General features: G+C 43.5%; 23 protein-coding genes. 10 read left to right on the forward strand and 13 right to left on the reverse strand.

Going from position 1 to position 25,758, the window contains the following annotated elements; genetic code table 11:
- Positions 1 to 32 precede the first annotated feature (32 nt).
- From VRK28_RS10360 to VRK28_RS10370, 3 genes are read left to right on the forward strand one after another with little or no spacing between them, the layout of a single operon-like run.
- On the forward strand, positions 33 to 1,199 hold the full coding sequence (locus tag VRK28_RS10360) for an efflux RND transporter periplasmic adaptor subunit (RefSeq protein WP_251604009.1): 1,167 nt from the start codon (positions 33 to 35) through the stop codon (positions 1,197 to 1,199).
- Complete coding sequence (locus tag VRK28_RS10365; RefSeq protein WP_054562823.1) at positions 1,199 to 1,906, forward strand: ABC transporter ATP-binding protein; 708 nt, start codon at positions 1,199 to 1,201, stop codon at positions 1,904 to 1,906. Before VRK28_RS10360 ends, VRK28_RS10365 begins: the two co-directional genes overlap by 1 nt.
- Positions 1,899 to 3,137 (forward strand): ABC transporter permease, encoded by a 1,239-nt coding sequence (locus VRK28_RS10370; protein WP_063530017.1) that lies wholly within the window; start codon positions 1,899 to 1,901, stop codon positions 3,135 to 3,137. The genes VRK28_RS10365 and VRK28_RS10370 overlap by 8 nt, the downstream gene beginning before the upstream one ends.
- On the opposite strand, the gene VRK28_RS10375 is transcribed toward VRK28_RS10370, so the two are convergent.
- Both VRK28_RS10375 and VRK28_RS10380 read right to left on the reverse strand, forming a co-directional pair.
- Positions 3,138 to 3,461, reverse strand: a complete 324-nt coding sequence (locus VRK28_RS10375) for a Bor/Iss family lipoprotein (protein ID WP_063530016.1) — start codon at positions 3,459 to 3,461, stop codon at positions 3,138 to 3,140. It lies immediately after the preceding gene.
- Positions 3,458 to 3,772 carry a Bor family protein gene (locus tag VRK28_RS10380; protein ID WP_054554401.1) on the reverse strand — a complete coding sequence of 105 codons (315 nt, stop codon included), beginning with the start codon at positions 3,770 to 3,772 and terminating at the stop codon, positions 3,458 to 3,460. The genes VRK28_RS10375 and VRK28_RS10380 overlap by 4 nt, the downstream gene beginning before the upstream one ends.
- 175 nt (positions 3,773 to 3,947) lie before the next feature.
- Between VRK28_RS10380 and VRK28_RS10385 the strand changes: the two genes are divergently transcribed.
- From VRK28_RS10385 to VRK28_RS10395, 3 genes are read left to right on the forward strand one after another with little or no spacing between them, the layout of a single operon-like run.
- Positions 3,948 to 4,802, forward strand: a complete 855-nt coding sequence (locus VRK28_RS10385) for an endonuclease/exonuclease/phosphatase family protein (RefSeq protein WP_063530015.1) — start codon at positions 3,948 to 3,950, stop codon at positions 4,800 to 4,802.
- An 8-nt stretch (positions 4,803 to 4,810) separates the two neighbouring features.
- Entirely contained in the window at positions 4,811 to 5,173 is a 363-nt protein-coding gene (locus VRK28_RS10390; RefSeq protein WP_240701518.1) for a DUF5329 domain-containing protein, read from the forward strand.
- Between the two features lie 29 nt (positions 5,174 to 5,202).
- Positions 5,203 to 5,880 carry a nitroreductase family protein gene (locus tag VRK28_RS10395; protein ID WP_055198623.1) on the forward strand — a complete coding sequence of 226 codons (678 nt, stop codon included), beginning with the start codon at positions 5,203 to 5,205 and terminating at the stop codon, positions 5,878 to 5,880.
- On the opposite strand, the gene VRK28_RS10400 is transcribed toward VRK28_RS10395, so the two are convergent.
- Genes VRK28_RS10400 through VRK28_RS10410 form a run of 3 tightly spaced genes read right to left on the reverse strand, consistent with a single transcriptional unit; the run spans position 5,873 to position 10,521 of the window.
- Positions 5,873 to 6,934, reverse strand: a complete 1,062-nt coding sequence (locus VRK28_RS10400; protein WP_130167414.1) for an efflux RND transporter periplasmic adaptor subunit — start codon at positions 6,932 to 6,934, stop codon at positions 5,873 to 5,875. The genes VRK28_RS10395 and VRK28_RS10400 overlap by 8 nt on opposite strands.
- A complete protein-coding gene (locus tag VRK28_RS10405) occupies positions 6,924 to 10,211 on the reverse strand; it encodes an efflux RND transporter permease subunit (protein ID WP_332393884.1) in 3,288 nt (1,095 codons plus the stop codon). The genes VRK28_RS10400 and VRK28_RS10405 overlap by 11 nt, the downstream gene beginning before the upstream one ends.
- A 7-nt stretch (positions 10,212 to 10,218) precedes the next feature.
- A complete protein-coding gene (locus tag VRK28_RS10410; RefSeq protein WP_062564815.1) occupies positions 10,219 to 10,521 on the reverse strand; it encodes an ArsR/SmtB family transcription factor in 303 nt (100 codons plus the stop codon).
- 133 nt (positions 10,522 to 10,654) lie between these two features.
- Between VRK28_RS10410 and VRK28_RS10415 the strand changes: the two genes are divergently transcribed.
- The 3 genes from VRK28_RS10415 to VRK28_RS10425 all read left to right on the forward strand — a co-directional run bounded on the left by VRK28_RS10415 (position 10,655) and on the right by VRK28_RS10425 (position 13,042).
- Positions 10,655 to 10,843: a YgaP family membrane protein gene (locus VRK28_RS10415; RefSeq protein ID WP_054562832.1), complete on the forward strand. Its 189-nt coding sequence runs from the start codon at positions 10,655 to 10,657 to the stop codon at positions 10,841 to 10,843.
- Between the two features lies 1 nt (position 10,844).
- Positions 10,845 to 11,189, forward strand: coding sequence for a rhodanese-like domain-containing protein (locus tag VRK28_RS10420; RefSeq protein ID WP_054562833.1), 345 nt, complete (start codon positions 10,845 to 10,847; stop codon positions 11,187 to 11,189).
- Positions 11,190 to 11,251: 62 nt separating this feature from the next.
- On the forward strand, positions 11,252 to 13,042 hold the full coding sequence (locus VRK28_RS10425; RefSeq protein ID WP_062564814.1) for an alkaline phosphatase D family protein: 1,791 nt from the start codon (positions 11,252 to 11,254) through the stop codon (positions 13,040 to 13,042).
- Here the strand turns inward: VRK28_RS10425 and VRK28_RS10430 are convergent.
- The 6 genes from VRK28_RS10430 to VRK28_RS10455 form a co-directional block, all read right to left on the reverse strand.
- Positions 13,039 to 13,581 carry a PH domain-containing protein gene (locus VRK28_RS10430; RefSeq protein WP_062564813.1) on the reverse strand — a complete coding sequence of 181 codons (543 nt, stop codon included), beginning with the start codon at positions 13,579 to 13,581 and terminating at the stop codon, positions 13,039 to 13,041. The two genes, VRK28_RS10425 and VRK28_RS10430, sit on opposite strands and share 4 nt — an antisense overlap.
- A 99-nt stretch (positions 13,582 to 13,680) precedes the next feature.
- Entirely contained in the window at positions 13,681 to 17,997 is a 4,317-nt protein-coding gene (locus VRK28_RS10435) for an alpha-1,6-glucosidase domain-containing protein (protein WP_332393885.1), read from the reverse strand.
- 22 nt (positions 17,998 to 18,019) lie between these two features.
- Entirely contained in the window at positions 18,020 to 20,914 is a 2,895-nt protein-coding gene (locus VRK28_RS10440) for a TonB-dependent receptor (protein WP_062564811.1), read from the reverse strand.
- A gap of 187 nt (positions 20,915 to 21,101) precedes the next feature.
- The gene (locus VRK28_RS10445; protein WP_062564810.1) at positions 21,102 to 21,719 is read right to left on the reverse strand and encodes a LysE family translocator; all 618 of its coding nucleotides are present in this window, start codon (positions 21,717 to 21,719) and stop codon (positions 21,102 to 21,104) included.
- Positions 21,719 to 21,898: a DUF4177 domain-containing protein gene (locus VRK28_RS10450; protein ID WP_054554414.1), complete on the reverse strand. Its 180-nt coding sequence runs from the start codon at positions 21,896 to 21,898 to the stop codon at positions 21,719 to 21,721. Before VRK28_RS10450 ends, VRK28_RS10445 begins: the two co-directional genes overlap by 1 nt.
- Position 21,899: 1 nt before the next feature.
- Positions 21,900 to 22,304, reverse strand: a complete 405-nt coding sequence (locus tag VRK28_RS10455; RefSeq protein ID WP_332393886.1) for a DUF3224 domain-containing protein — start codon at positions 22,302 to 22,304, stop codon at positions 21,900 to 21,902.
- Positions 22,305 to 22,381: 77 nt separating this feature from the next.
- Here VRK28_RS10455 and VRK28_RS10460 point away from each other — a divergent pair, with 77 nt between their 5' ends.
- A complete protein-coding gene (locus tag VRK28_RS10460; RefSeq protein ID WP_332393887.1) occupies positions 22,382 to 24,154 on the forward strand; it encodes an ABC transporter transmembrane domain-containing protein in 1,773 nt (590 codons plus the stop codon).
- A gap of 61 nt (positions 24,155 to 24,215) precedes the next feature.
- Here VRK28_RS10460 and VRK28_RS10465 read toward each other — a convergent pair whose 3' ends face one another.
- Both VRK28_RS10465 and VRK28_RS10470 read right to left on the reverse strand, forming a co-directional pair.
- Complete coding sequence (locus tag VRK28_RS10465; protein WP_054562840.1) at positions 24,216 to 24,848, reverse strand: OmpA family protein; 633 nt, start codon at positions 24,846 to 24,848, stop codon at positions 24,216 to 24,218.
- An 80-nt stretch (positions 24,849 to 24,928) separates the two neighbouring features.
- A complete protein-coding gene (locus tag VRK28_RS10470; protein ID WP_332393888.1) occupies positions 24,929 to 25,708 on the reverse strand; it encodes a substrate-binding periplasmic protein in 780 nt (259 codons plus the stop codon).
- Positions 25,709 to 25,758: the final 50 nt, after the last annotated feature.

Genomic DNA, 25,758 nt, shown 5'->3' on the forward strand with positions numbered 1-25,758 from the left:
AATATGCCGCTCTTAACTACCAAGGAAGTAACATGAAAAAAGCCATTATTATTGGCCTCGCTGTTACGGCATTTGTCGCTTTACTGATTTCAAAACAAGTCACAGGCAATAAAGATGCACCAGAAATGCATATTGCAGAAGTTGAACAAGGCAATATTGCCGATTCAATTTTAGCCTCTGGCAACCTAGTCTTTAACACCCAAGTGCAACTGCGCTCAGAAGTGACAGGCCGTGTAGCGAAAGTGTTTGTAGAGGAAGGTGAAAGTGTCACTGAGGGCGATATTTTAATGCGCCTAGATACGACCGCGTTTGAATCTGAAGTTGCCCGCAACAAAGCCGTGCTTCGCGCGACCGAAATCGACATTAAGCATAGCGAAACCCGATTAAAAAATATAGAGCGTCAATTAAGCCGCCAAAAAGAGCTTTATGAAGTTGGCCTTGCTGGCCAAGAAGTGTATGAAAACCTACAAAATGCCCGCGATTTAGCAAAAATAGATATTGAAGCAAAACGTGAAGCTTACAACCAAGCCCAAGCATCATTATTGATTGCTGAAGACCGTTTAAATAAAAGCGTGTTTCGCGCTCCAATGAGTGGCCTACTTGCTTCGGTCAATATTAAAGAAGGTGAAACTGTTATTGCGGGAACAACTAACATTATTGGCTCAGACCTGATGTTAGTAGCAGACCCCAGCGCAATATTAGCTGAGCTTCGAGTTGATGAGACCGATATTGCCGGTATCAAACTAGACCAACATGCAGATATCTATGCCGCCGCTTACCCAAATCAACCTTTCACTGGCAAAGTAATAAACATTGGCACATCAGCAAAAAATCAAGCCGGTTCTCAGGGCTTATCATTTAAAGTCAAAGTACTGCTTGATGCCACTGACCGCCAGCTTTATGCCGGAATGAGCTGCCGCGCAGAAATCGCCACAAGCATTGCCGAAAATGGCTTAAAACTGCCTATTGAAGCTATTCAAAAAGAGGATGATAGCTACTTTGTCTGGAAGCTTAACGCAGATAATACAGTAACTAAAACAGCAGTAACGGTTGGTATTTCTTCAGATATAGAGCAAGCACTAACCAGCGGTGTTGTTAAAGGAGATCGTATTGTTATTGGCCCAGCTAGACCACTTAGCTCACTAAAAGAGGGTGATACGGTAGCCGTTAAAAACAGCCCTGAAAAAGGTGCTAACTAATGTCTGCGGTGATCAAACTCAGTAATATCAATAAACAATACAAAATGGGCGAACAAGTTTTCAAAGCCCTTGATGATATTAATATTGAAATTGCGCAAAATGAGTATGTTGCCATCATTGGCCCTTCAGGCTCAGGTAAATCAACCCTGATGAACTTGCTTGGCTGTTTAGATACTCCCACCAGTGGTGATTACTATTTAAAAGATAAGTTAGTAAAGCGCATGACCGAAACGGAGCTTGCTCATCAGCGTAATGAAAGTGTTGGCTTTATTTTTCAAAGTTTCAATTTATTACCACGAGCATCCGCTCTTGAAAATGTTATGCAGCCTTTGGTGTATCGATTTATTTCTGCCAAAGAGCGAAAGCAACAAGCGCTCGAATCATTACAACGGGTTGGTCTTGGCGATAAGGTAAACCACCTTTCAAGCCAGCTTTCTGGTGGCCAACGGCAACGTGTCGCTATAGCTCGCGCACTCGTTACTAAGCCCCATATTCTACTTGGTGATGAGCCTACCGGTAACCTAGATAGTAAAACCACCACTGAAATCATGGCGCTGTTTGATGAGCTTCATAACGAAGGGCACACCATCATTTTGGTTACTCATGAACAAGATATTGCTGATCACTGCCAACGTGTTATTCGCTTAGTTGATGGCAAGGTTGTTAGTGATACCCGTAAAGGCGAAGGAACAAGACAACATGTTTAAATCTGCTATCGCTGTAATGGAAGGTACAAAAGCCGCACTGATGGCAATTAAAGCCAATGCGATGCGCAGTGCCCTTACCTGCTTAGGCATTATTATTGGTGTTGCAGCGGTTGTTACCGTGGTGGCAGTGATGCAAGGGTTTACCAAGCAAATTAATGATCAGCTTGCTGATATGTCTCCCGATGTCACCAATATAAAACCTTACACTAGCGTAGAAAAAGAAATGGTAGGTCAACAAGCAAAGTTAACCTACAGCGACTTTTTAACTCTAAAAGCACGCGTAAAAGAAGCCGAAACCTTTACTGCGCTAATGTTTACTTGGCGCTTTTCTGGTGCAGCAGAGTATGGCAATAAAAGTCATGCTTCACGGGTAATGGGCACCGAGCAAGACTACCAAAAAGCTTATCGCACCTACCCAGAACTCGGGCGGTTTATTCGCGCAGAAGATGATGAAAAACGTCGTCGAGTAGCGTTTATTGGACCTTCAATTATCGAAAAGCTTAACCTGCCTGAAAACCCTGTAGGCGAATATATTAAACTCGGTGGTGAGTGGTTTCGCATCATTGGTGTTGCTGAAAAACAAGGTAGTTTATTAGGTTTTGACCAAGACGATTACATTAATATTCCAATAAGTACCATGAGTGCGCTAGAAGGCGGCAGTGTTGATACTAATGTACAAATGATGTTTCGTTTGAAAGACGATGCTAACGAAGCGCAAGTACTGGCTAAAATTCGCCGTATCTTACGTCAATTACATAAACTGAAAGACGGCGAAGATGACGACTTTGAGTTTGAAACAGCCGAAAAAGCCCGTGCTAATATCGATAAGTTTACTGGTAGTGCTACCGCAATTACCGCGGGGATAGTGGGTATCAGCCTGGTAGTTGGTGGTATCGGAGTGATGAATATCATGCTGGTTTCGGTAACAGAACGCACACGTGTTATCGGCACTTTAAAAGCATTGGGAGCAACACCAGGCTTTATTATGCTGCAATTTTTAGTTGAAGCGGTGGTGCTATCACTTTTTGGAGGCTTAATTGGTTTAGCGATAGGGTATGGTGCTGCGGCACTAATATCAGTGTTAGTGCCGAGCATGCCAGATGCCTACATACCGGGTTGGGCGATTATGCTGTCATTTGGCTTTACTTCATTGATTGGTATTGTGTTTGGCTTAGCGCCCGCTATTAAAGCGGCACGCTTAAACCCAATTGATGCACTGCGTTATGAATAACTAGTCTGGCTTATAAGGTACTTGAGCGCAGCTTATTTCAACTGTTTTCGGGTACCAAATAGGCCCAACTTGGTTTACTGCAGCTTCAGCTAGACCATTGGTGAACGACTTATAAGTGTGAACAGTTTGCCATTCGGAATCAGGGCACTCCTCAGATAGGTCGACAGGCTTTGAACCTTCGTAAAGCGCTGCGGCAAAGTTATGATGCCATTGCTCTGTTGCAGGCGCTTTATTGGCTTGTGCAGCACTGCCATTATCAAAGTAGATATTTGTGCAACCACTTAAGGTTGCTACTAACACTGTTGTTACTAGTAGGCTTTTCATAGTTGTTGCTCCTGTGCTTGTTGCTCACACCATACTTTTACTGTGTGAGGAGCATAAATTCCGAGTGTAACGAGTCCTAATGCGCCATCAGCGAATGTTTGTTGCGATTGCATTTGGGCAACTTTTTTATCTTGGCAAATAGCCTTTACATCAACGCGTTCTTCACCAACGAGGCCCCACAAAAAGAATGGGCGGCTATCTTGGTAATCAGCTTTAGTGGCTAATTTATTGGTTGTTTTTTCTGGCACTATGGTGACTGATGAACACGCTGTCACCGATAAGGCAAGCAGCATACAGGCCATTTGTTTCATGAGTAGTTCCTTTGTCTGAGTTGTTAAGCTCAGTAAGTATAAGAATATGAGTACTCATTTTGGGTAAGAAAGCGTATAGAAATTGTAGGAAATACTACAGTTTCTAACATTTAGCCTTTGAACTAAACTGGGGCTATCGACGACTAACTCTTGAGAAAAGTAACTAAAGGTCATTATGACGGCATATCTGCGTATATTTTTATTACTTGTGTGTTTGAGTGTGCTGTCTTGGTATAGCTTTTCAAGCGATCCTAGCTCTGATGAGCAACAAGGTATAACCAAAACCGCTGTGAACCTTGCAAATTGCCAACAGCAATTAGCGCAAAGCCGCATGCAAACTTATGCTGAACATTATATTTTGCCCTATCAGTTCAAGTTATTGAGTTGGAATATCTACAAAGCACAAATAGATGGCTTACTCACAGATTTGCAAAAGCTAAATGCCGATGCTGATATTGTGTTACTACAAGAAGCTATCGAAGAACCTGCACTTACAAAGCTCAAACCCTATTGGCGCTTTGCTAAAGGGTATAAGAGTGGCGGCGTGCAATCAGGGGTTATGACACTCAGCCGCTGGCCAGCTACTGTGCATTGTACACTCACCCATAAAGAGCCTTGGCTACGTAGCCCAAAAGCCACCAATATTGTGGAGTATGCGCTGCCAGATCAACAGTTATTACTGAGTATTAACCTTCATGCCATTAACTTTACGATTGGCGTAAGTGACTTTAAGCAACAGCTCGACGATGCAGCCGCTATTATGCGAACGCATAAGGGCCCAATCGTATTTGCCGGTGATCTCAATACCTGGAGTGATGAGCGTCAAGCCTTATTACAGCAAACATTAACCCAACTAGGTTTGCACGAAGCTATCTATTTAGATGATAAGCGCACCAAAGCATTTGGATTAGCACTTGACCAAGTGTGGGTGCGTGGTGTCAAAATAGAAACAACCGTTGTGCCTGAGCTTGCAAGCTCAGATCATAACCCAATTATTGCAACCCTGACGATAGAGCATCAAACGCTATGAGATTATGTATGAGAGGATATTGGTTTATCGCGTTAATATTATTGAGCATTAGCCAATTCAGTGATGCAGCCACCCCCGAACAAGAGATAAATCACCTCATTGATTTTGTTGCTAAAAGCGATGCCGTATTTATTCGCAACGGCACAGAGCACTCAAGCCAAGATGCTGCCGAACACCTTGCTATGAAGTATCGAAAAGCGACCCGCTATGCAAAAACTGCAGAAAAATTTATCGAAAACCTAGCGAGTAAAAGCTCATGGAGCGGTAAGCCCTATAAAGTAAGACTCAGCAATGGGTCGTTACTCAATGCAAAAGATTGGTTGAGCAATGAATTAAAAGAGTACCGCCGAAACCAACATATTCATAATTAAAATCATCAACACACAAGAAGCGAAAAGCCATGCAAGAACACAAAAATCAGCCACTCAACGACTTTATTGAGTACCCTCATGACGAGATGCTAAAACGCGCCGAAGAGTTTTTAGCCGTGAGTCAGCGTCGCCACAGTATTCGCAGCTTTAGCGACCGCCCAGTGCCAAAAGAAATAATCGAAACCTGTATTAGAGCGGCTGGCACTGCACCGAGCGGTGCCAATCATCAACCTTGGCACTTTGTAGCAATACACAGCAGCGATGTGAAAAAACAAATTCGAGAAGCCGCTGAAAAACTAGAGCGCTCATTTTATGAAGGTCGCGCAGGTGAAGAATGGTTAGATGCCTTAAAACCACTTGGCACAGATGCCAGTAAGCCCTACCTTGAGCATGCGCCTTGGCTAATTGCCGTGTTTAGTCAAAAGAAAGGCGGTATTTCTGCCGATGACAAAAATACCAATTACTATGTTCATGAATCTGTTGGCCTAGCAACCGGCTTTTTAATTCAAGCACTACACAGAGCTGGCCTTGCAACCCTTACGCATACACCAAAGCCAATGAGCTTTTTAACCGAAATTTGCGGCCGCGATAAAGATAATGAGCGCCCTTACATGCTGCTAATTGCAGGCTACCCAGGCACAGATGCAACCATCCCTGAGCATGCCTTAGTGAAAAAATCACTAGATGAAATAGCGACCTTTATTTAGCTTTAAAATCAACAGCCAGCACATCACCCGGGTTTAAACCTGAAACGATGTGCTGCTGTCCATCGAGCATTTCGCCAAGGCGCACATAGCGGCGCACTATCTGATTATTTTCAAGTAAATAGACCATACTCAATTGGCCATATTGATGTACCCAGCTTGAGTCAATCAACACCCCTTTTTCAGTGGCGAGCGGTAATTGTAATTGCGCATAAAGCCCAGGCATTAATCCAGTTTGCGCATCTGTTTCTAAACGGATTTCCATACTACGCGCAGCACTATCAGCAACCGGCACAATTTCTGTCACTGTGGCAGGCATTGACGTAGATAAAGCAGGTAGTTTAACAGTTAGAGTTTGACCAACATTCAACTTAATTGCTTGTTGTTCTCTGACATTAAATGCTAATTGCAATTGCTGTGGGTTATACAGTGCGAGTAATGGCGTGCCAGGAGTTGCAGTATCGCCAGGCTCTGCAAAACGTTCAACCACGACACCTGAAATCGGCGCTTTAATTTGCGTAAAACTCAATGCAACTTGCGCTTGTGTTTGCTGCTGCTTAGCAATTGCTAGGTTCGCCGTTAAATTATCGAACCTTGCTTTTGCATCGTCGTATTCGCTAACAGATACCAATCCTTGCTTGTATAAGTCGTTAATACGCTTTAGTTGTTTCTCCGCTTGAGTCAGCGAGGCATTAATTGCATTTATTTGTGCTTCGCTTTGAGCAAGTCCTGCTTTAAAGTCATCTTGCTGTAAGGTAATTAGCACGTCACCTTGTTTTACAGTATCGCCAGCGCGTACATTTAAACGCTCAACTTGTGCCATAACCCGTGATGAAATTTGCGTATTTTGTTTTGCAATCACGGTGCCCGGTACAACTTCATCACGCGCAATATCTGCCAGTGTCACAGTCACTAACTGACCAGTGTAATCATTTGCTGATGGGTTTTTCATGCCTGCAGCTTGCTTATCAGAGAAACTGCCCGCCATGTAAAGTACCGCCACAATGATCACAGATAACGCGATGATTGAACCAATAAGTTTCGATTTACCCTGCATGAGCTTGTTCCTCTTTGGCTGCATCCTTTGCAAACACTAAATAATAAACCAGCGGCACAACAAATAATGAGAACAATGTTGATGCCACAATACCAAAAATAATTGCAATCGCTAGACCGCTAAATACTGGGTCTAGGGTGATCACCAGGTTACCTAATAAAGTAGTTCCCGCAGTCAGTAACACAGGGCGCATACGCACGGTGCCTGCGGCGATTAAAGCCTGTTTAATTGCCATACCTTGGCCGCGAGCTTGATTAATAAACTCAACTAAAATAAGTGAGTTACGAACCACAATACCGGCAAGTGCAATCATGCCAATCATGGCTGTTGCAGTGAATAACACCGGCTCATGAGCACCAGCAATGCTGCGCTCTCCAAATTGATTTAATAGCCAAAAGCCCGGCATGATCCCTATTACGGTTAATGGAATAGCCGACATGATTATCAGTGACAAACTCGCAGAGTTTGTTTGAATGCGTAAGATGATGAAAATTGCAGTGAGCGCAAACGCAAAGGCAATACCCATATCTCTGAATACATCAATGGTAATTCGCCATTCACCTTCACCACTAAAGGTCACTTCAGTGCCAGCAGGTAATTGCCAAGCTTGGCTACCACCATTGTTGAAAAAGTGCCTACTTTGCCAATCTGTTTGGCTAAATTCGTCAGCGCTGATGCCTAAGTCGGCATTGACGTCAGCAATAATTTCAGCGGGTGTACGGCCATTTAGCTCAGCCATAACATACACAACATTACGCTGATCTTTACGCATAATTGGCTTAGCAACCTCTTGATGCTGAAATTCACCTAACTCAGATAGCGCCACCAGCGGACGCGGTGCACTTTGCAGCCCAAATTCGTCACTGGTTTTTGCAAGCTCCCTATCACCACGAACTTGTAATGCCAGCAATTGAGCAAATTGGTTACGGTCTTGATATGGCAGTTGCAGTTTTATATCGACAGGATCTGTTTCGCCGCTAACATATAACACCCCAGCATTTTGCCCATGCGAGGCAATGGCTAAGGTCTGGGCAATATCTTGCGTAGAGACCGCCGACAATGACGCTTTACTTTTATCAGTAACAAAACGTTGTAACGGCGCATTGGCAGCAATACTGGTATCAACCTCAACCACATGCGGCTCTTGCTTTAATCTTGCTGCAACGGCAAGGGCTGCTTGATAGTGAGTGTCTGTATCAACAAATGGCTCACTGTAAACTTCGGCCACTAAGGTACTTAAAACCGGCGGACCAGGTGGTACTTCAACCACTTTAATTACAATGCCATCGGTTGCCAGTGGCGCTAATGCGGCACGCAAGCGCATGACCACGCCATGAGATTGATGATCACGCTCAGTTTTATCAAGCAGTAATACTCTGAGCTCAGCTAAATTAGCAGCTTCACGTCGATAATAACCACGCACCATACCATTAAAGTCCATGCTTGATGGCTGACCAACGTAGGCTGCCGCCTCGCTTACTTCATTTAATTGCCAAGTGATGGTTTGTACTTGTCGAGTAAAAGCGGCGGTTTGCTCAAGGCTTGTGCCTTCTGGCATATCAATTAAAACTTGCAACTCGTTTTTATTATCAAACGGTAATAGCTTTAGAGGTACTGCACGCATTACGGGTAGCATGGCACTGGCGACAAACAAGGCTAATGTGGTCCATAGAACGAGTTTGGCGCGGCCTTTAGACTCAAGTAATGGTGACAATATGCGCTCGTATAAGCTATGGGGATTAGCTTCTAGTTGCATGCTGTCATCGACTGGCGCTTTAAGTAATTTCATGGCTAACCATGGCGTGACAAAAAATGCCACTATGGTTGAAACCATCACACTGACCGGTACATTGAATGCCATCGGTGCCATATACGGCCCCATCATGCCGGTGATAAATGCAAGTGGGATAAATGCCACCATAATGGTCAATGTAGACATAAACAGCGCCACACGAATTTCGCTCATGGCATCAACTATGCGTTGTTTTTTATCGCCTTTTTTTGTTAAAAAGCGACTTATGTTGTCTATCCCAGTAATGGGATCATCAACCAATAAACCTAAAGAAAGTATTAATGCAAACAGCGTGACTCGGTTAATCGTATAGCCAAAGGCAAAATCAAGTGTCAGGGTGATGCCGTAGCAAATAGGTACCGCTAGCCCCACCACAATCGCTGGTCGCCAACCTAAAAATACGCCAACAAAAATAACCACGGTAAATACTGCAAACATTAAGCTCGATGTAAGGTTATTTACTTTTTCATTCGCGGTTTGGCCATAGTCACGCAGTACGGTGTAGCCCAGTTCATCTGGTAGTAGATTAGCCGATAAGCTATCCATCATGCTGTGCACTTCATTGGCTACAGCTACCGCATTGGTACCTGCTTGTTTAGCGACACTAATTGTGACTAAAGGAAGTTGTTGCTGATTATCTGAATGAGCCAACCATTGATAACTTTGTGCTTCGCTTGGCCCATCACTCACCTGGGCCACATCACTTAGGTAAACACTCTTACCATTAACCACATTGACAACAAGCCGTTCAATCGCAGATTGAGAGCGTAAAACATCACCCACTTGTAAGGCAATTTGCTGCTTACCCTCAACAACGCTGCCCACATTCACTAATTGGTTAGATACGCTAAGCGCATAATACACATCGGTTAATGTTGTTTGGTGTGCAGCAAGGGCACTTGCATCAAGGTTAATCGTTAATTGACGAGTTCTACCTGCAATCACTTTCACTTCGCTGGTATTTTCGATGCGCTGTAAACTGTTAGCGATTTCGTTAGCAAAGCGGGTTAGTTGATAATCATCGTAAAGTTTTGGATCTTTACTAAATAAGCCCAGCATTACTATTGGCACGTCGTTCACTTCAACCGGACGTATTTGCCATGAGCTGATCACTGACGCCATAGTGTGTTGATAGCTATAGAGTTTAGCGTAAGTGTCGAGAATGGCTTGCTCACGGTCGTGACCAACTTCAAAGCGAAGAGTAACAACAGCAGCATTACTTTGTGTAGTCGAGTAAATATGCTCAACGCCCGTTAACTGCGCTAATAACTTCTCCAAAGGTTCAGTTACCAGCCTTGCTACTTCTGGCGCTTCAACGTTTGGTGCTGCCACATATATATCAAGCATAGGAACCACAATTTGCGGCTCTTCTTCACGAGGGGTTTGCTTTAATGCCATTAAACCAAGCAGCACCGACATAATAAAAATAATGACAGGGAGGCGGCCGCTCAAGCTGTTTTTTACTGCATTATCGATAGCATTCATTGCTTAACTACCTTTTGCAAAATAAACCATGAAGGGTTTCAAGGATTGCCATAACACTTTTATCGACCACGCGATAATAGATAGTTTGGCTTTCACGTCGAGTCGCAACTATCTGAACTTTTCTCAGCGCCGCTAAGTGTTGCGATAATGCTGACTGCGCCAATGGCACAGCTTCGTTTAATTCGCTCACGCTCATTTCACCATCTTGCAGCGAACATAAGATCATCAAACGATTTTTATTCGCCAATATCTTTAGCATTTGCTCTGCTTGCTCCACATTGTCGGCCATAGCCGCAAAATCGATGTTCATAATCACACTACTCTATATTCTTAAAATACCGCTAAAGTATAGATTGATATATTAGAAAAGTCTAATATTAGAATTTACTAATGTAGCATTATCTAATATATTAAATACATCACTCTGTTATCGAGGTCTTATTATGAAACTAAATGACGCGCTTCGCTTAATTGCTGGTGTAATGATCTGTATTTCATTGTTGCTACAACAGTTTCACAGTCCACTGTGGATTTGGTTTACGGTATTTATTGCTCTAAACTTAATTCAATCGGCATTCACTAAGTGGTGCCCAATGATCACCATTTTACGCAAACTTGGCATGGAGGATTAGTATGCTGACACCAATTCCTGACTTAATGAAAATTATTGCCCCAAACCAGCGCCGCATTAGCGCTGACCAAGCAAAACAAGAGTTAAGCGAAAACCATGGTTTATTAATAGACGTACGCGAACCTGCTGAGCACGCAACTAAAGCAGCGACAGGTGCAATTAATATCCCACGCGGTGTACTTGAAATGAAATTAATGGAAATCGAAAAAGATCCTGCAAGACCCATTTACTTACACTGTGCAAGTAGTGCCCGCGCCACACTAAGTGCCGAAGCACTGACTCGTGTTGGCTACGAAAATGTCACTGTAATCACCTGTAATGCCGAACAAATCTGTCAGGTTTTTTAACTTCATAGAACAGTAACACTGGTCGGATAAGCTCGTACTTTTCTACTTATAGGTACAGAGCAATGACTTTTACGCGCAGACGCTTTTTAAAGGCATCGGCGGCTGGTTTTGGAGCCGCCGTTTTATCTTTTGGTTTAACGGGCTGTAGTCTTAATGACGATGATGACGAAACCACAAAGCAAATCCCTGTCAGCTTTGATCACGGTGTTGCCAGTGGCGACCCGCTCGCTGATAGTCTAATTATTTGGACTCGCATAACACCTCTTGAAAACGTCACGAGTGTTAACGTAGTTTGGCAAGCCTCAACAGATGCTAACTTTACAACCATTAGCCATGATGGCGAAACACAGGTAAGCGATGCAACTGACTTCACCTTAAAAGTTGATCTGCAAGGTCTCGATGCCAACACCACCTATTACTACCGCTTCATAAGTAATGGTAAAACCTCACCTACTGGAGCAGGTAAAACGCTTCCAACCGACAACATAGAACAAGTAAAATTTGCCGTTGTCTCTTGCGCGAACTATCCTGCAGGCTACTTCCATGTGTATGGTGAAATCGCAAAACAAACCGATTTAGATGCAGTACTGCACTTAGGTGACTACATCTATGAATATGGTAATACAGGTTATGCCACTGAAGATGCCGCCGAACTTGGCCGTTTATTACCTGATGACAATAGCGATGAAATCATTTCTTTAGCGGATTATCGCAAACGTTACGCCCATTATCGTAAAGACGATAACTTGCAAGCTGCCCATAGTCATTGTGCATTTATTACTGTTTGGGACGACCATGAAATAACTAATGATACATGGCACAGTGGCGCTGAAAATCACAACGACGGCGAAGGTGAATTTAGCGAGCGCAAAATGCATGCGTTACAAGCCTACTTTGAATGGATGCCTATCCGCAATGTTGCCGATAAAGAACGTATTTATCGACGCTTTGAGTTTGGTAATTTAGTTTCATTACACATGCTCGATACCCGTGTTTTAGCTCGCGACGAGCAAGTTAATTATGCGGATTTCGACTTGACCAGCAGCCAAGGACAAACTGACTTTGTTGCAGCAATTAGCTCACCTACTCGTGCTCTATTAGGTAACGAGCAACTTACATGGCTGACTGATGGTTTAACGACAGCAACAACACAATGGCAAGTACTTGGGCAACAAGTGCTGATGACCAAAATGCATTTGCCATTCGAGATTTTACAGTTACTAATGAATATTCAAGTGACTCAAGCAAACGGTGCTGATCCATCTGCATTACTTGCTCAAGCAAATACCTTATTTAGTGAGCTTGCGCAAATTAAAGGGCGCGTATTAGCTGGCGATCCAACAGTTACTAGTGAGCAGCGAGCACGCGTAGAAACAACAGCGCCTTATAATCTTGATGCATGGGATGGCTATGCTTATGAACGAGAGGTAATACTTGGGACTGCAATTGCTGCACAAAAGAACTTGGTGGTTTTAGCGGGTGACACGCATAACAGCTGGGCAGGACAATTAGTCACTGATGCAAGTAACCCTGTTTCTGCTAACGCTGCAGCTGGTGTTGAGTTTGCAACATCTTCGGTTTCTTCTCCAGGTCTTGAGAACTACTTAGCGTTAAATACGCAATCGAGTGAGGCTGTCGCACAAATTGAGCAAGTTATTGCATTACTGGTTAACGACTTAGCCTACAACAACTTAGTTGAACGCGGTTACTTAACGGTCACCTTTACTCAACAGCAAGCGCTTGCCCAGTGGCATTATGTAAGTAGCGTTAAAACAGCCGATTACACACTGCTTAACGAGCGTCAAAAAGCGCTCAGCGTACAAGCTGATAGCTCTACTTTACAAATGGCTTAACGCTTTTCATCTAATAGCGTAACTAACATTTGCTCAATGTTTTTTACGCTATAAGTAAGTGAGCGCAGCAGTTCTAACTGAGTATCTTCGGGTTGATGCTCAGCTTTAGTATTGCTGCTTTGAGTCATTTGATCTTTTTGTTTTAAGATTGCTTCACGAAACTTCTCAGCATCAACCACTCCGAGCAATGATACCAATGCACCTTGTCCTGATTGACCTGCCGTTTCAAAACTCAGTCGATAAAGGCCAAATTGACGCATTAAAGGACCTTGGCTAAGTGCCACATCGGTTATTTTTTCAAGTGGGACCGATTTTTCTTCTTTAAAGAATACACCGCGTTTTACCACTAACTTACGCGTTAGCAACGTGGCTGACATCGCCGCTAAAATACGCCCTGCCACCAGCCAGATTATTAACGCAACAATGGGAATAAAAGGGATACCTACCATACTAATCACACAGGTAAAAATACCCAGTAATAACCAATACTGTTTTACTTTTTGATCAAAGCTGGCACTCAATAAACTGGTTTCTGTCATCATAGGCTCCTTGATAAGTAGTTATGACAATATACAAACTTTTCATTAAATACAAAAAAAGCCGAGCAAAAGCCCGGCTTAAGGGTACTGCAGGGAAAGCTACTCCACTGCTTCAACCGTCACTGTTAGTTTACTCAGATCAGGTCCTTGCACTGTAAAACGATAATCGCCAGCAGCTGCAATACTCAGGGCGATATTGGCACCAACGGCTTCTAGTAAAGCGGCTTCGCCAAGCACTGCAACAGGGGCATCACCACTGCCGCCATAATCTACGGTACTCCAATCTTCAGAAGCGACTTTGAACTCATAGTCATTTGCTTCTAATGTCATGGTGGTACTGTACATCGCATCACCAGCATAAATCAGTGGGTTATCTGTGCCCCAGCCATTAACGCTACCGCGTAAGTAAACCTGAGTTGCGCCAAACATTTCTGCATTGAATACAGTCATAAGTGGCTCTTCAAGGTTACTGGCATCAAACACAAACTGATATTGACCATCGCTTGCAATATCCATTGTCATGTTTGCGCCTTTTACCGCAAGTAGTTTTTCAGTACCCACTGTAACCGCTGCACTACTTTCACCTGAGCCATAATCCACCGTGTTCCAATCTTCAGAGGCCACTTTGAACTCATAGCTACCCGCAGTTAACTGTTTAGTGAAGGTATAAACACCTTTACCTTGATACATTAACTCGTCACTGGTACCCCAATCGTTTAAGCTACCGCGTACATAAATTGGCGTACCAACAAATGGCTCTTCATTATAAACCTTAAGTACTGGGTTATCGGTGTCTGTGGCATCGAATGAGAACACATAAACAGCATCCATTGCCGCCGTAAAGGTCATATTGGCGCCACTGCGTGTTAGCGGCTCATCTTCACCTTCGAGCACTTCAGCAACATCGGCAGAAAGCGCACCAAAATCAACGGTAGACCAATCTTCAGAAGCCACTTTAAATTCATAGCTACCTGCTGTTAGAGGAATGGCAATTTTGTACTCGCCATTACCTACATATTCAAAGCTATTTGTCGTACCCCAGTCATTTAACGAGCCACGAACATAAACTGTTGTGCTACCAAATGGCACAATATCTGGCGCACCCACAGTCGCATCGGCACTTAAGCCTTCACCTTGTGCATCACCTTGTGGTTTCACAAACACAGCAACAGTATATGGCGGAACATTAAAGGTACCTTCGCCTTCACCAGCCATAAAGCTTGCTGCGGACATACTTGAGTCAACACTCGCTTTTAAAACAGGGTGAAGCTCAAAACCCGCAGCCGTTGATACCGTATGCGATAAGCTTTGCTCAGTGCCGTTCATCACCACGACAATGGCATCGTATTGGCTATCTAGATCAGTCAAACCAACACCATCATCGATACTCATCACGACTAAGCCTTGCTGTTGACGCTTACCAATATTGTGGAAGCCAACGCGGTCTAAGATGTCTTGCTCTGTGGTTAAACTAAATAATGGGCTGGCACTACGAATTGCTAAGAACTCAGTAAATACATTACTTGCGTATTCAATGTCGCTAGCCATCGCTTGCGCATTCGTATTTGCCGAAATAGGTGCAATTTCGCCCCACTTCGCTTGGTTATCTTGCGCAGGCGGTAAACCTACATTCCAGTTGTTGGTTTCTTTACTGAAATCAACAAAGTTAAACCAATCACCAGAATCATAGCTGTTACGATCCATTGATTTAGAACGCAGCAGATCAGCACCCATTTGCATAAATGGAATACCTTGGCTCATCAGCGGCATAGCTAAAGCCATATTGTGAACACGCACACGCTCTTCAATACTTAAGTTAGTGCCATGTTTATATTGCAGCTGATCCCACAATGTTTCGTTATCATGCTTAGAGACATAGTTAATGCTGTCAGCCGGATCGAGTGCATAAGCCGCAGGCTGACCACTCCAACTAAAGCTACTGCCTTTTGCTGAATTACCTTTAAAGTCTTTAAGAATGTAGTTTTGTAAGTTACCTGCCAGTGATAAACGCAACGTATCTTGCTCAGATAAATTGCCATCTGTGGCATTATTGCTAAAGAATGCACCACCGCGAATTGCCTCACGTATACGGTCATTAAAGGTGCCTACTTCAGTGCCAGCCATATCCATTTGTTTAGCTTGCACAAATAAACGGTTATCTGCGACTTCACCAAAGTTCCACCCTTCACCGTAGAAGTAAGTATCTGGGTCAACCGCTTGCACTGCACTAAGCGCGGTCATAATTGACGCTTTTGGCATATGCCCCATCACATCAAAGCGGAAGCTATCGTAACCAAAGTCACGGGCTAGAATTACCATAGAATCAGCAACAAACTTATCCATCATGACATGTTCTGTTGCTGTATTTTCACAACAGGTTGAGCGCTCAATATCGCCTGATGTTTCGTTATATCTGTGGTAATAACCTGGTACCAGTTTATCGAAGACTGATTTATCCCAAACACCTGATGAGGTCGTGTGGTTGTAAACAACATCAAGCACGACACGTAAACCAATTTCTTGTAAAGACTGGATCATCGCACGCGTTTCTTTGACTCGTGCAATACCTTCAGGCGATGAAGCGTAAGAGCCTTCAGGCGCAATAAAATGATGCGGATCATAACCCCAGTTAAAGCTATCAACACCACGCATTGCATTAGCAAGTGCTTGAGCATCATCAGAGCCAGGTAGGTAAGACGCCATTAAATCAACAATTAAAGCGCTCTTATCTTCGGTTTTACATGCATCGGCATCATCGTCAATGCGGCTACATAAATCACCTAAGGTTGCAGTAATATCAACACGCTGACTGGCATCTTCATCAATGGTGCCAATATCTGTCAGTGGTAGTAAATGGAAATGTGTTAAGCCATTATCTGCCAGCTTTTTGAGATGTTGCATTGGTGCGCTATCAAGCTCAGTAAACGCAAGATACTTACCACGGTTTGCTTCACTGACGGTTTCATCACGTACACTAAAATCACGCACATGACCTTCGTAAATGACCGCTTGCTCAGGGTAATCAACCGTTGGCACCATACGCTCATCCCAGCCGGTTGGTTTAGTATCTTCATCATCAAGGTTGATCAGTTGGCTATATAGACCATTGGTTGAAACGTTTAATGAATAAGGATCTGTGCTCCATAAGCTTTCAATTTGCTTAGTCGTAGGATGATAAACATCAAACATAAAGCGGTAGTAATGGCGATCGTGACTGATATCGACATTGCTAGACCAAATACCCGTTGTGCTATCAAAGGTCATAGCAAGTTGTTCAAGCTCTGTTTTATCAGCATCATACAGCGCTAATTTCATATTGCTTGCCGTTGGAGCCCATACCGACACATCAATGCCATTATTGGCGTAATGCACACCTAGTTGTGCTTCATTAGCATCACTTTCGCCACTGGTGTATAAGTCATCGAGGGCTTTAGCTGTTTGCACATAAGTGGCTTCTGTTAGCTTGCCATCAGCATCATAGCCTGCCACAACCAGTTGTTGTTTAATAAGCTCTTTTGCAGCGGCTGCATCCCAGTTACCTTGGTATGCATTCCATCCAGCAAGGTGCGGTACTTTAGCGATTTGTTCATCGCTCAAAGATGTCGATGTAAGCTCAACCACTTGACCATTTAACTCACCAGTATCTTCATCGACAGCTAAATCTGCACTGTTTGATGAGTGTAATTTAATGATGCTTGTCAGCTCATTACTTGGCTGGTAAATCACAGTTGATAAATCTATCCAATGCGCTGAAGCACCAGAAATACTCACCGGGCGCTCACCTAAGCTAACAATTGGATATTCAAATACTGATGGTTCACCATGAATGGTAAAGTTCATACGTTGGAACTTTTCATCGTCCTGCATCAATGGCATTTTTAAATCAACATCACCAAACGCTTTGCCAGACCCTTCGGTACCAATATGCACAATGAAGTTAGCACACTCGTTGTAACCTTCTTTTAATTTTACAATCCAGTACGCGCCATAGTTAGGATCAATACCATCGTATTCATGCCCATTGGCCCAATCAGTGGCATCAAACGGCGCTGCGTACGCATCGCAGTCATCATTATTCCATGAGTGTAATCGATAGCCTTCGTAGGCATCATCACTGGTGCGGTTATAGAATAAGATGGCTTCGTCATCTGCAGGGAAAACCACAGGATCAGGCAAAGTGGGATCAGCGCCTACTACGCAGCTTTCATTATTCTCATCGGGTACCGTTGGTGCCGGACAACTAATCGGTGGCGGATCAACACACTCAGTCCCCGCTTCATTAGGGATTTGCGGGACACTACAGGTCAATAAAACTTGCCCAGAATCTATATCGTTACTAGCGCCACCACCACATGCAGTTAGCATTACAATGCTACATGCAATCAGTAAGCGGCTAAAATTAGCTATTATTTTCATATTATTATCTCCAGCTTACTGATCAATGGTTATAGGTAAAACCTAGATAAAACTGACGACCAAAAAATTGCGTGGTGCCTGTTTTACTGGTTGTTCCAAAGTAGCTTTGTGTTGGTTCATCGGTTAAGTTATTCACTTGTAATAACATGCCGAATGAATCTGTGAACTGATACGACGTTTGGAAATCGACAACCGTTTCCGCATCAAAATTCACCACTTGCTCATTGACAGCAACTTGCTCTGAAACGAAATCATCGCGATAACGCACATTCAAACGTGTTTCAAAGTTTTCATAGCTGTAAAAAAGTGTGCCGTTAAAGACATTGTTTGAAAGGCCAGGCAAGTCTTGCGACACAGAATCACCACCTAAATCGGTAATAGATTGCACCTCACTCTCGGTATACGAGTAACTGGCGTTAATGCCTAAACCTTCAAACGGCGAGGGTAAGAAAGAGAAAACTTGCGTATAGGCAAGTTCAATACCACGAATATAACCGCCTTTAGCATTATTAACCGCAGTGGTGTACACCCCATTTGTAGTTTCGATTTGCTCACCACTGACAGGGTCAACAATGTATTCTGGTACGTTAAAACCATTACCCTTAAAGTCAAAGTTCTCTATGGCTACCGTATCTATGAATGAGTCGATATTCTTATAAAACGCAGCAACAACCAGTGCACCATCGGTGTCTTCAAAGTATTGCTCGTACGAGATATCGTATTGATCAGCATAGAAAGGTTTTAAGAATGGGTTATTAGTACTTGAACCGTTAATTTCGCCGTCATTGTTAACCGATGCACTGGCATCACCCGCTAAACGGTTAATCGGAGCGCGCGCCATCACTTTTGCCGCAGCAAAACGAATTTGTGTTGCATCACTCACTTTAAAGTTGAGGTTTAATGAAGGCAGGTAGTCAGTGTATTTAATGCCTAACACGCTTGGTGCATATAGGTCGTTAACAATGCCATTGTCATCGACAATATACTGCGCTCCGAGCTGCGGATCGCCACCGACGTTTTCGAGTACCGTCGCTGACTGATCGGTATCTACTCGGCGAATACCAATATTACCTGTAACGGGTAGAGTGCCAATTTCAGTATCAATGTTAAGCATAAGATAGGCTGACACTACTTCTTCATACACTGAGCCACTTTGTAACATGGTCCATGAGTAGTTAGTGGTATAGCCTTGCGCATCTGGCTCACCATCACCATCTAAATCCACAACACCATCGGCGTTACCCCAGGTCTGTACTGGCTGCGGAATACCACTTGGGAACCACGCGTTGAGTGCTTTATCTAAATCGATCGCTAGGTATGATGGGAAATAACTAAACTCGCCTTGCCAATCGACTACTGTAGTCATGTCATCGGTAAGACGAAGCGGTGGTTGAGTCGAAGAAAATGCACCATCGTTACCGTATTCAAATACAGAGCGATTATTGCTGTACTCACGGTCTGAATAACGCGCGCCAAATTCAATGGAGCTAAACCAGTTATTCTCTAACTCATACTTAAAATCGAGTCGAAATGCTTTTACTTCATCTTCATTTTCATACGGGTAAATACCGTATTTACTGACCATAACTCGGTCAATATCGCTAAATGCGTCGGCTTGGTTAAAACCTACATCAGGCAAGTTTAAGCCGTTCAATTGATAGTTAAGCGATACATTGGTATCGAACACAGGGTTCTCAACAGTGGCATCTTCTGCTACCAATGCCCAAAGTAAACCATTACGAAAATTACTCTTAGCACGTGAAAGCGACACGTCAGCATTGACGTTTAAACGCTCAGTAACTTGCCAATCGGCATTAATGCCATAGCTGTCTACTTCATCAAAGTCTTGGTTATCATCATTAACGATTTCAACACGGGTAAAGCTATTTGATGTGCGGTTAATTGCACCACCAATCACCGCATTACCGTCAAGCACTGGGTTAGCATACACCGCAGACGGACCACCAAACTTAACCCGAAAACCACGGGCAAATGATTCGCTATCAAAACGCGATAAAAACGCATCACCTTTTAGTTTAAAGTTATCGGTTGGCACCCATTCAATTGAGGTTAAATAACCATTACGGGTTTCTTCACCACCTAAGTGCTGAAGCTCAAACCCTTCACTGATGTATTCATTAGCAGGATTATCAGCAGGGCCATCGGTATCATTTGCTAGCCCATCAACGTCTTTATTACCGTTATATGCTAAACCGATAAACTGAGTCGCCACACTTGGTTGGAATAAGCGCGCGTAACCTAGTGCGACACCTAGCGTATCGTCAAGAAACTTACCTTGGTAAGAAAAGCTTATACGGTCGCCATACTCCGTGGCATCAAATACCTCTGAAGCACGGTCGTTATACATACCACGCACATTCGCAGTAAATTTGTGTTGCTGGTCGTTATCCAATGGGCTGGCGGTTTGTAGCTCGACTGTACCCGCGACGCCCCCTTCAATAAGTGATGCTTTTGGCGACTTGTAGACCGCCGCGGAACTGATTAACTCAGACGGGTATTGGTCAAACTCAATACTGCGACTACCACTAGTAGATACTTGCTCTCGACCATTTAATGTCGAAAAAACAAATCCACCAGATAAACCGCGAATGTTGATTTCGGCAGCTTGGCCACCGGTACGTACCGCCGAGATCCCCGGTAGACGTGTTAATGCATCTGCCATAGACACATCAGGTAATGCCCCTAAGTCATCAGCTGATAGTTGCTCAGAGACAGTGTCGCTAAAGCGTTTTTGATTTAATGATTGAATTAAGCTGCGACTAAAGCCGCGCACTTCGATTACTTCTAGCTCAGGATCAATTTCCTTTGCTGATGTGCGTTCTTCTTCCGTCGCCGCTATTGCACTATTTGCTGCCACTAAAGCCAGCATAAGCGCACTTAGCTTGAATTTCCCCATTGGATTTCCACCCTGTTGTCGTTGGAGGTGTTGTATTTGTGGTTATTGTTGTTGTCAAAAAACAACCAATAAAGTGTAACCAAAAGGTAAATATTGTGTGATGAATACGTATGCAATAGGAGGTTGCTGGGGAGAGCAGCGATCACAACCCTTTTTTATTAGTGATGTAATCGCAATATAGAGGGATTTATAGAGTAATAACGACACGAACAGCTAAGGCAATAAAGATCACCCCTAGCAATTTTTCGAGCCATGGATTTGTCTTGGTGAAACCAAAACGCTTTTTTGATATTTCGGTTAACAGTGCAACAAGTAGATACCAGCCTGTATCAAGCACAAATACCGTTAAACACATGATTAAACCAACTTGCAAAGTCAGGTTCTCAGGGTCAATAAATTGCGAAAACAACGCTAAAAAGAACACCGCAAGTTTTGGGTTTAAAAAGGCAATAGCAAAGCCATCTTGCAGCGCGCTGCGAGGGCTCGGCTTAGTCTGCTCAACATTCAGTGTTTGCGAGCTGGGTTTAGCTAACAGAATACGAATACCCAAATATGCGAGATAGGCTGCACCGCCATAGACCAGCACTTGATAAAGCGTTGGTAACTGAGTCATCAGCGCACCTAAACCTAGTAACGAGGCACACGCATAAAAGCCAACCCCAATACCGTGGCTCAACGCCGCTAACATGCCGTTCTTCATACCACCATGTAAACTGTGTTTTAAAACCACAGCTAAACTCGGCCCCGGCGACATTGCCCCCATCACGCAAATTAAAACTAAACTCAACCACTCAGTTAGTGTCATTATTCGTTATTCTCAATTAGTAATAAAACGGATGTTATCTGACCATAAACCCCAGTGGCAGTGGTGATGGTTTTCACTTGCCAGCCAGCTTGGCCTAATTCGAACACCCGTTGATTTAATGCATCAATATCGATGCCGCCGAAAAAGCGCTTCTTTTTAAACTCAACTACTTTTTGCATGTTAGGCCATCAGTTGGTATTCAAAGTCATAATGATGAATACCCGATTCAATTCGAATTGCCATTTTACCAGAAAGACCTTCAAGCTCTCCTGCGCCAGAGTCAGGCACTACTTCTAAAATCAATCGATCAGTCCCCTTATCCATAGTGCCAAAATGTTGTAGTACAAAACTGCCTTGCTTACCTTCTAAGCTACCAACAACCTGTTCAATCGCTACATAACCTGCACTGCCCTGAGTTGCAGTCATGGCACTGAGCATTTCGCCTTGGCTTGTTGCCTCTAATGGACCTGAAAACTGTTTATCAATCGACATGCGTCCCAAATTTACGCCATCTTGCCCTGTGGCATAGCCGCCAATTGGGTTTAACTTTACGGTGAATTGACCACTGATCGTTGTAGATTCCATACTAATCCCTTAATAACTGTTGATTTTTAGAGCATTGATAACCATATCTATACCCTATTCACCAACAAGAATCTAGCATGTCTAACAATAAAGAAAAGGCCGCATTTAGTAGCCTGTTACCGATTTTAGCTTTTATAAAACCCTACAAATGGGTGGTGTTTGCAGCCCTTGGCGCCTTGTTGCTTACGGCCGGTGTTAACTTATCACTCGGACAAGGCGTTAAATTTGTTATCGACCATGGCTTTATTGCAGGCTCGCAAGCTCAGCTTCAACAAGCGGTGATGGTGTTGATTGGTTTAATAAGCTTATTGGCTGTAGGTACTTTTTGTCGCTTTTATTTAATGTCGTGGATTGGTGAGCGAGTCAGTAACGATATCCGTAAAGCCGTGTTTGATCGCATCGTTACATTACACCCAAGCTACTTTGAAGAAAACCGCAGCGGCGAACTGATGTCGCGCCTGACTACCGACACCACCTTGTTGCAATCTATCATTGGCTCCTCTTTTTCGATGGCATTACGCAGTAGCTTAATGCTGATTGGTGGCTTGGCTATGCTACTTATCACCAACCTAAAGCTAACCCTTGTGGTTGTTGCCTGCGTGCCTGTGGTATTACTGCCGATGATGATTTTTGGCCGAAAAGTAAGAAAACTGGCAAGCTCAAGCCAAGATGCCATTGCCGATATCAGCACCTATGCCGGTGAGATCATTCAAAATATCAAAGTCGTGCAAAGTTATAGTCATGAAGAGCGTGAAAAAGCAGCATTTAGCGAAGAAACCAACAAAGCATTTCAAGTAGCGAAGAGCCGAATCAAACAGCGCTCGTTTTTGATTGCAGCGGTTATATTTTTGACCTTTAGTGCCATTAGCGTGATGCTGTGGGTCGGTGGCAGCGACGTATTAGCTGGCACCATGACAGGTGGTGAGCTAGGTGCTTTTGTGTTTTATGCGATTATGGTGGCGATGTCTGTAGCAACCGTTGCCGAAGTGTACGGTGAGTTGCAAAGAGCAGCAGGTGCAGCAGCACGATTATTAGAGCTACTCGCCGTTGAAAGCATGATCAAAAGTCCAGATACAAATCATAATGCGCAACTTGAGGCAAACAAGCTTAATCACCCTGCTATTCAGTTTAATGATGTGTCTTTTCATTACCCTTCAAGGCCAGATAAAGCCGCTTTAAATGAGCTTAATTTACAAGTAAAACAAGGGCAAACTGTTGCCATCGTTGGCCCATCAGGCGCTGGTAAAACAACACTATTTGAATTACTTCAACGCTTTTACGACCCAAGCTCTGGGAGTATTTCGCTGGCAGGAATAAACATTAAAGCACTTTCTCTTGATTGCTTACGCCAGCAAATGGGGATGGTGGCACAAAACCCAATTTTATTTAGCTCAGATGTAATGCATAACATACGTTATGGCAACCCAAGCGCCAGCGACGAGCAAGTATATGCTGCGGCTAAATATGCCCATGCCGATGAGTTTATTAAGCAACTCCCTGATGGTTATCACAGCTTTTTAGGGGAGCAAGGTGTTAGGCTTTCAGGTGGGCAAAAACAACGCATAGTGCTAGCGCGTGCAATATTAAAAGACCCTGCCATTTTATTGCTTGATGAAGCAACCAGTGCACTCGACGCACAAAGTGAGTTTCATGTACAAGCTGCCCTTGAGCATTTAATGAAAGACAGAACAACACTGATTATTGCCCATCGTTTAGCAACAGTTAAACACGCCGATGTGATTGTTGTGATGGATAAAGGAGAAATTATTGCAACGGGTACGCATCAGCAATTGTTTGAAACTAACCCATTGTATAAACAATTGTGCGAACTACAGTTTAATCGAGATTAAGAAGGGAAATGTCAGGTTTGAAAGGGCATATCAAACCTGACCACAAATCTAGATATAAAATCTAACCTTGTGTATTCGGTACGATCTGAATTTCTACGCGGCGGTTTAAAGCTCGACCATTTGCTGAGTCATTGCTCGCCACAGGACGTGTTTCACCATAGCCTCGCGTGCTGATACGCGCAGACATAATCTGATGATTAACTAAGTAATCTTTTACGCTTTGCGCACGTTGTTGAGATAACGTCATGTTGTAGCTATCTTTACCTGTGCTGTCGGTATGACCTTCAACGCTTAAGTAGGTTTTTTCGTATTTGTTCATTACCTTAGCAATCGCATCTAGGGTGCTATGAAAGCCAGACGAAATATAAGATTGGTCAGTTGCAAAGGTAATATTTGATGGCATCACTAAACGAATATTGTCGCCTTCACGAACCACTTCAACACCTGAACCTGCTAGTTCATCGCGAAATGCTTCTTCTTGCTTATCCATATAATCGCCAACGGCTGCACCTGCTAATGCACCAATAGCCGCACCAATAAAGATACGTTTATCATCATGGTCGCCAGTTGCTTTACCTAGTACTGCACCTGTAGCAGCACCAATCGCAGCGCCTTTACCTGTATTCGTTGTCTCACAACCTGTTAATAGAACGGCTAATACGCCCACTGTTAAAACTGATTTTGTAAAAGTCATGTGTCTCTCCATGGCAATTATTCAAATTGAATTGTTAACAATTATGAATGAACGTCTATGAACAAACTATGAAGAATGGGTTACTTATCGATTGCTACAGCAGTAACCGGAGGTAAGTTATAACTTTTGACCAATTCTGTTAAACGGCCATTGAGGACTAACGTATTGAGGCGGTCTTGAATTTTTTCGGCTAAACCCGAGCTTGCAAACTGTTTACTTAGGGCAATGTGACCATAAATAACATCTTTATAGCGATAAGGCATTTTTACAATTTCTTTCGAAGGTCGCTGCAAAAATACTGAGGCATGGTCAGCAGTGGTTTCAACAGCAATTACCAGCTCAACGCGGCCCTTTAATAACATATCAAAAGCATTATGTTCGCTTAACGCTTCAATTTTAGTGAGTGTTTTATCATTATCGAAACGAGGAAAGTGCGCAGCGCCTCGCATTACCGCAATACGCTTACCGACTAGGTCTTGATAATTGTTTGTTTTAAGCTCGCTATCCGCTCTGGCATAAAACACAAAAGAAGATGACAGCATCATGTATGGTGGAGTAAGAAACTGCATTTTTTGCTCGCGCGCTTCTGTGCGAATAAGCCCGCCCATCACATCTAGCTCATTTTGCTCGAGCATTTTTAAACAACGAGAAAACGGGCAAGCGACATATTCAAGCTTGATTGGTAAGGTACGCTGCATTTCACGCATAATATCCACTATTGCGCCACTGACTCTACCATCTTCAGAGACCATGCCATAAGGAGGCGCATGATCAACAGCCACCACAACTTTCTCAAAAGAGGTTGCAAATGCAAAGCTGCTGCAAAGTAATAACAATAAACTGGTAATATAGCGTTTCATAGTGATACTCATAACTACGTTCACTCGTTCTCTATATTGTAGACGGCCTT

Origin of the sequence: Pseudoalteromonas sp. P80D2 (assembly GCF_036680945.1) — a bacterium.
Taxonomy (GTDB): Bacteria; Pseudomonadota; Gammaproteobacteria; order Enterobacterales; family Alteromonadaceae; genus Pseudoalteromonas; species Pseudoalteromonas shioyasakiensis.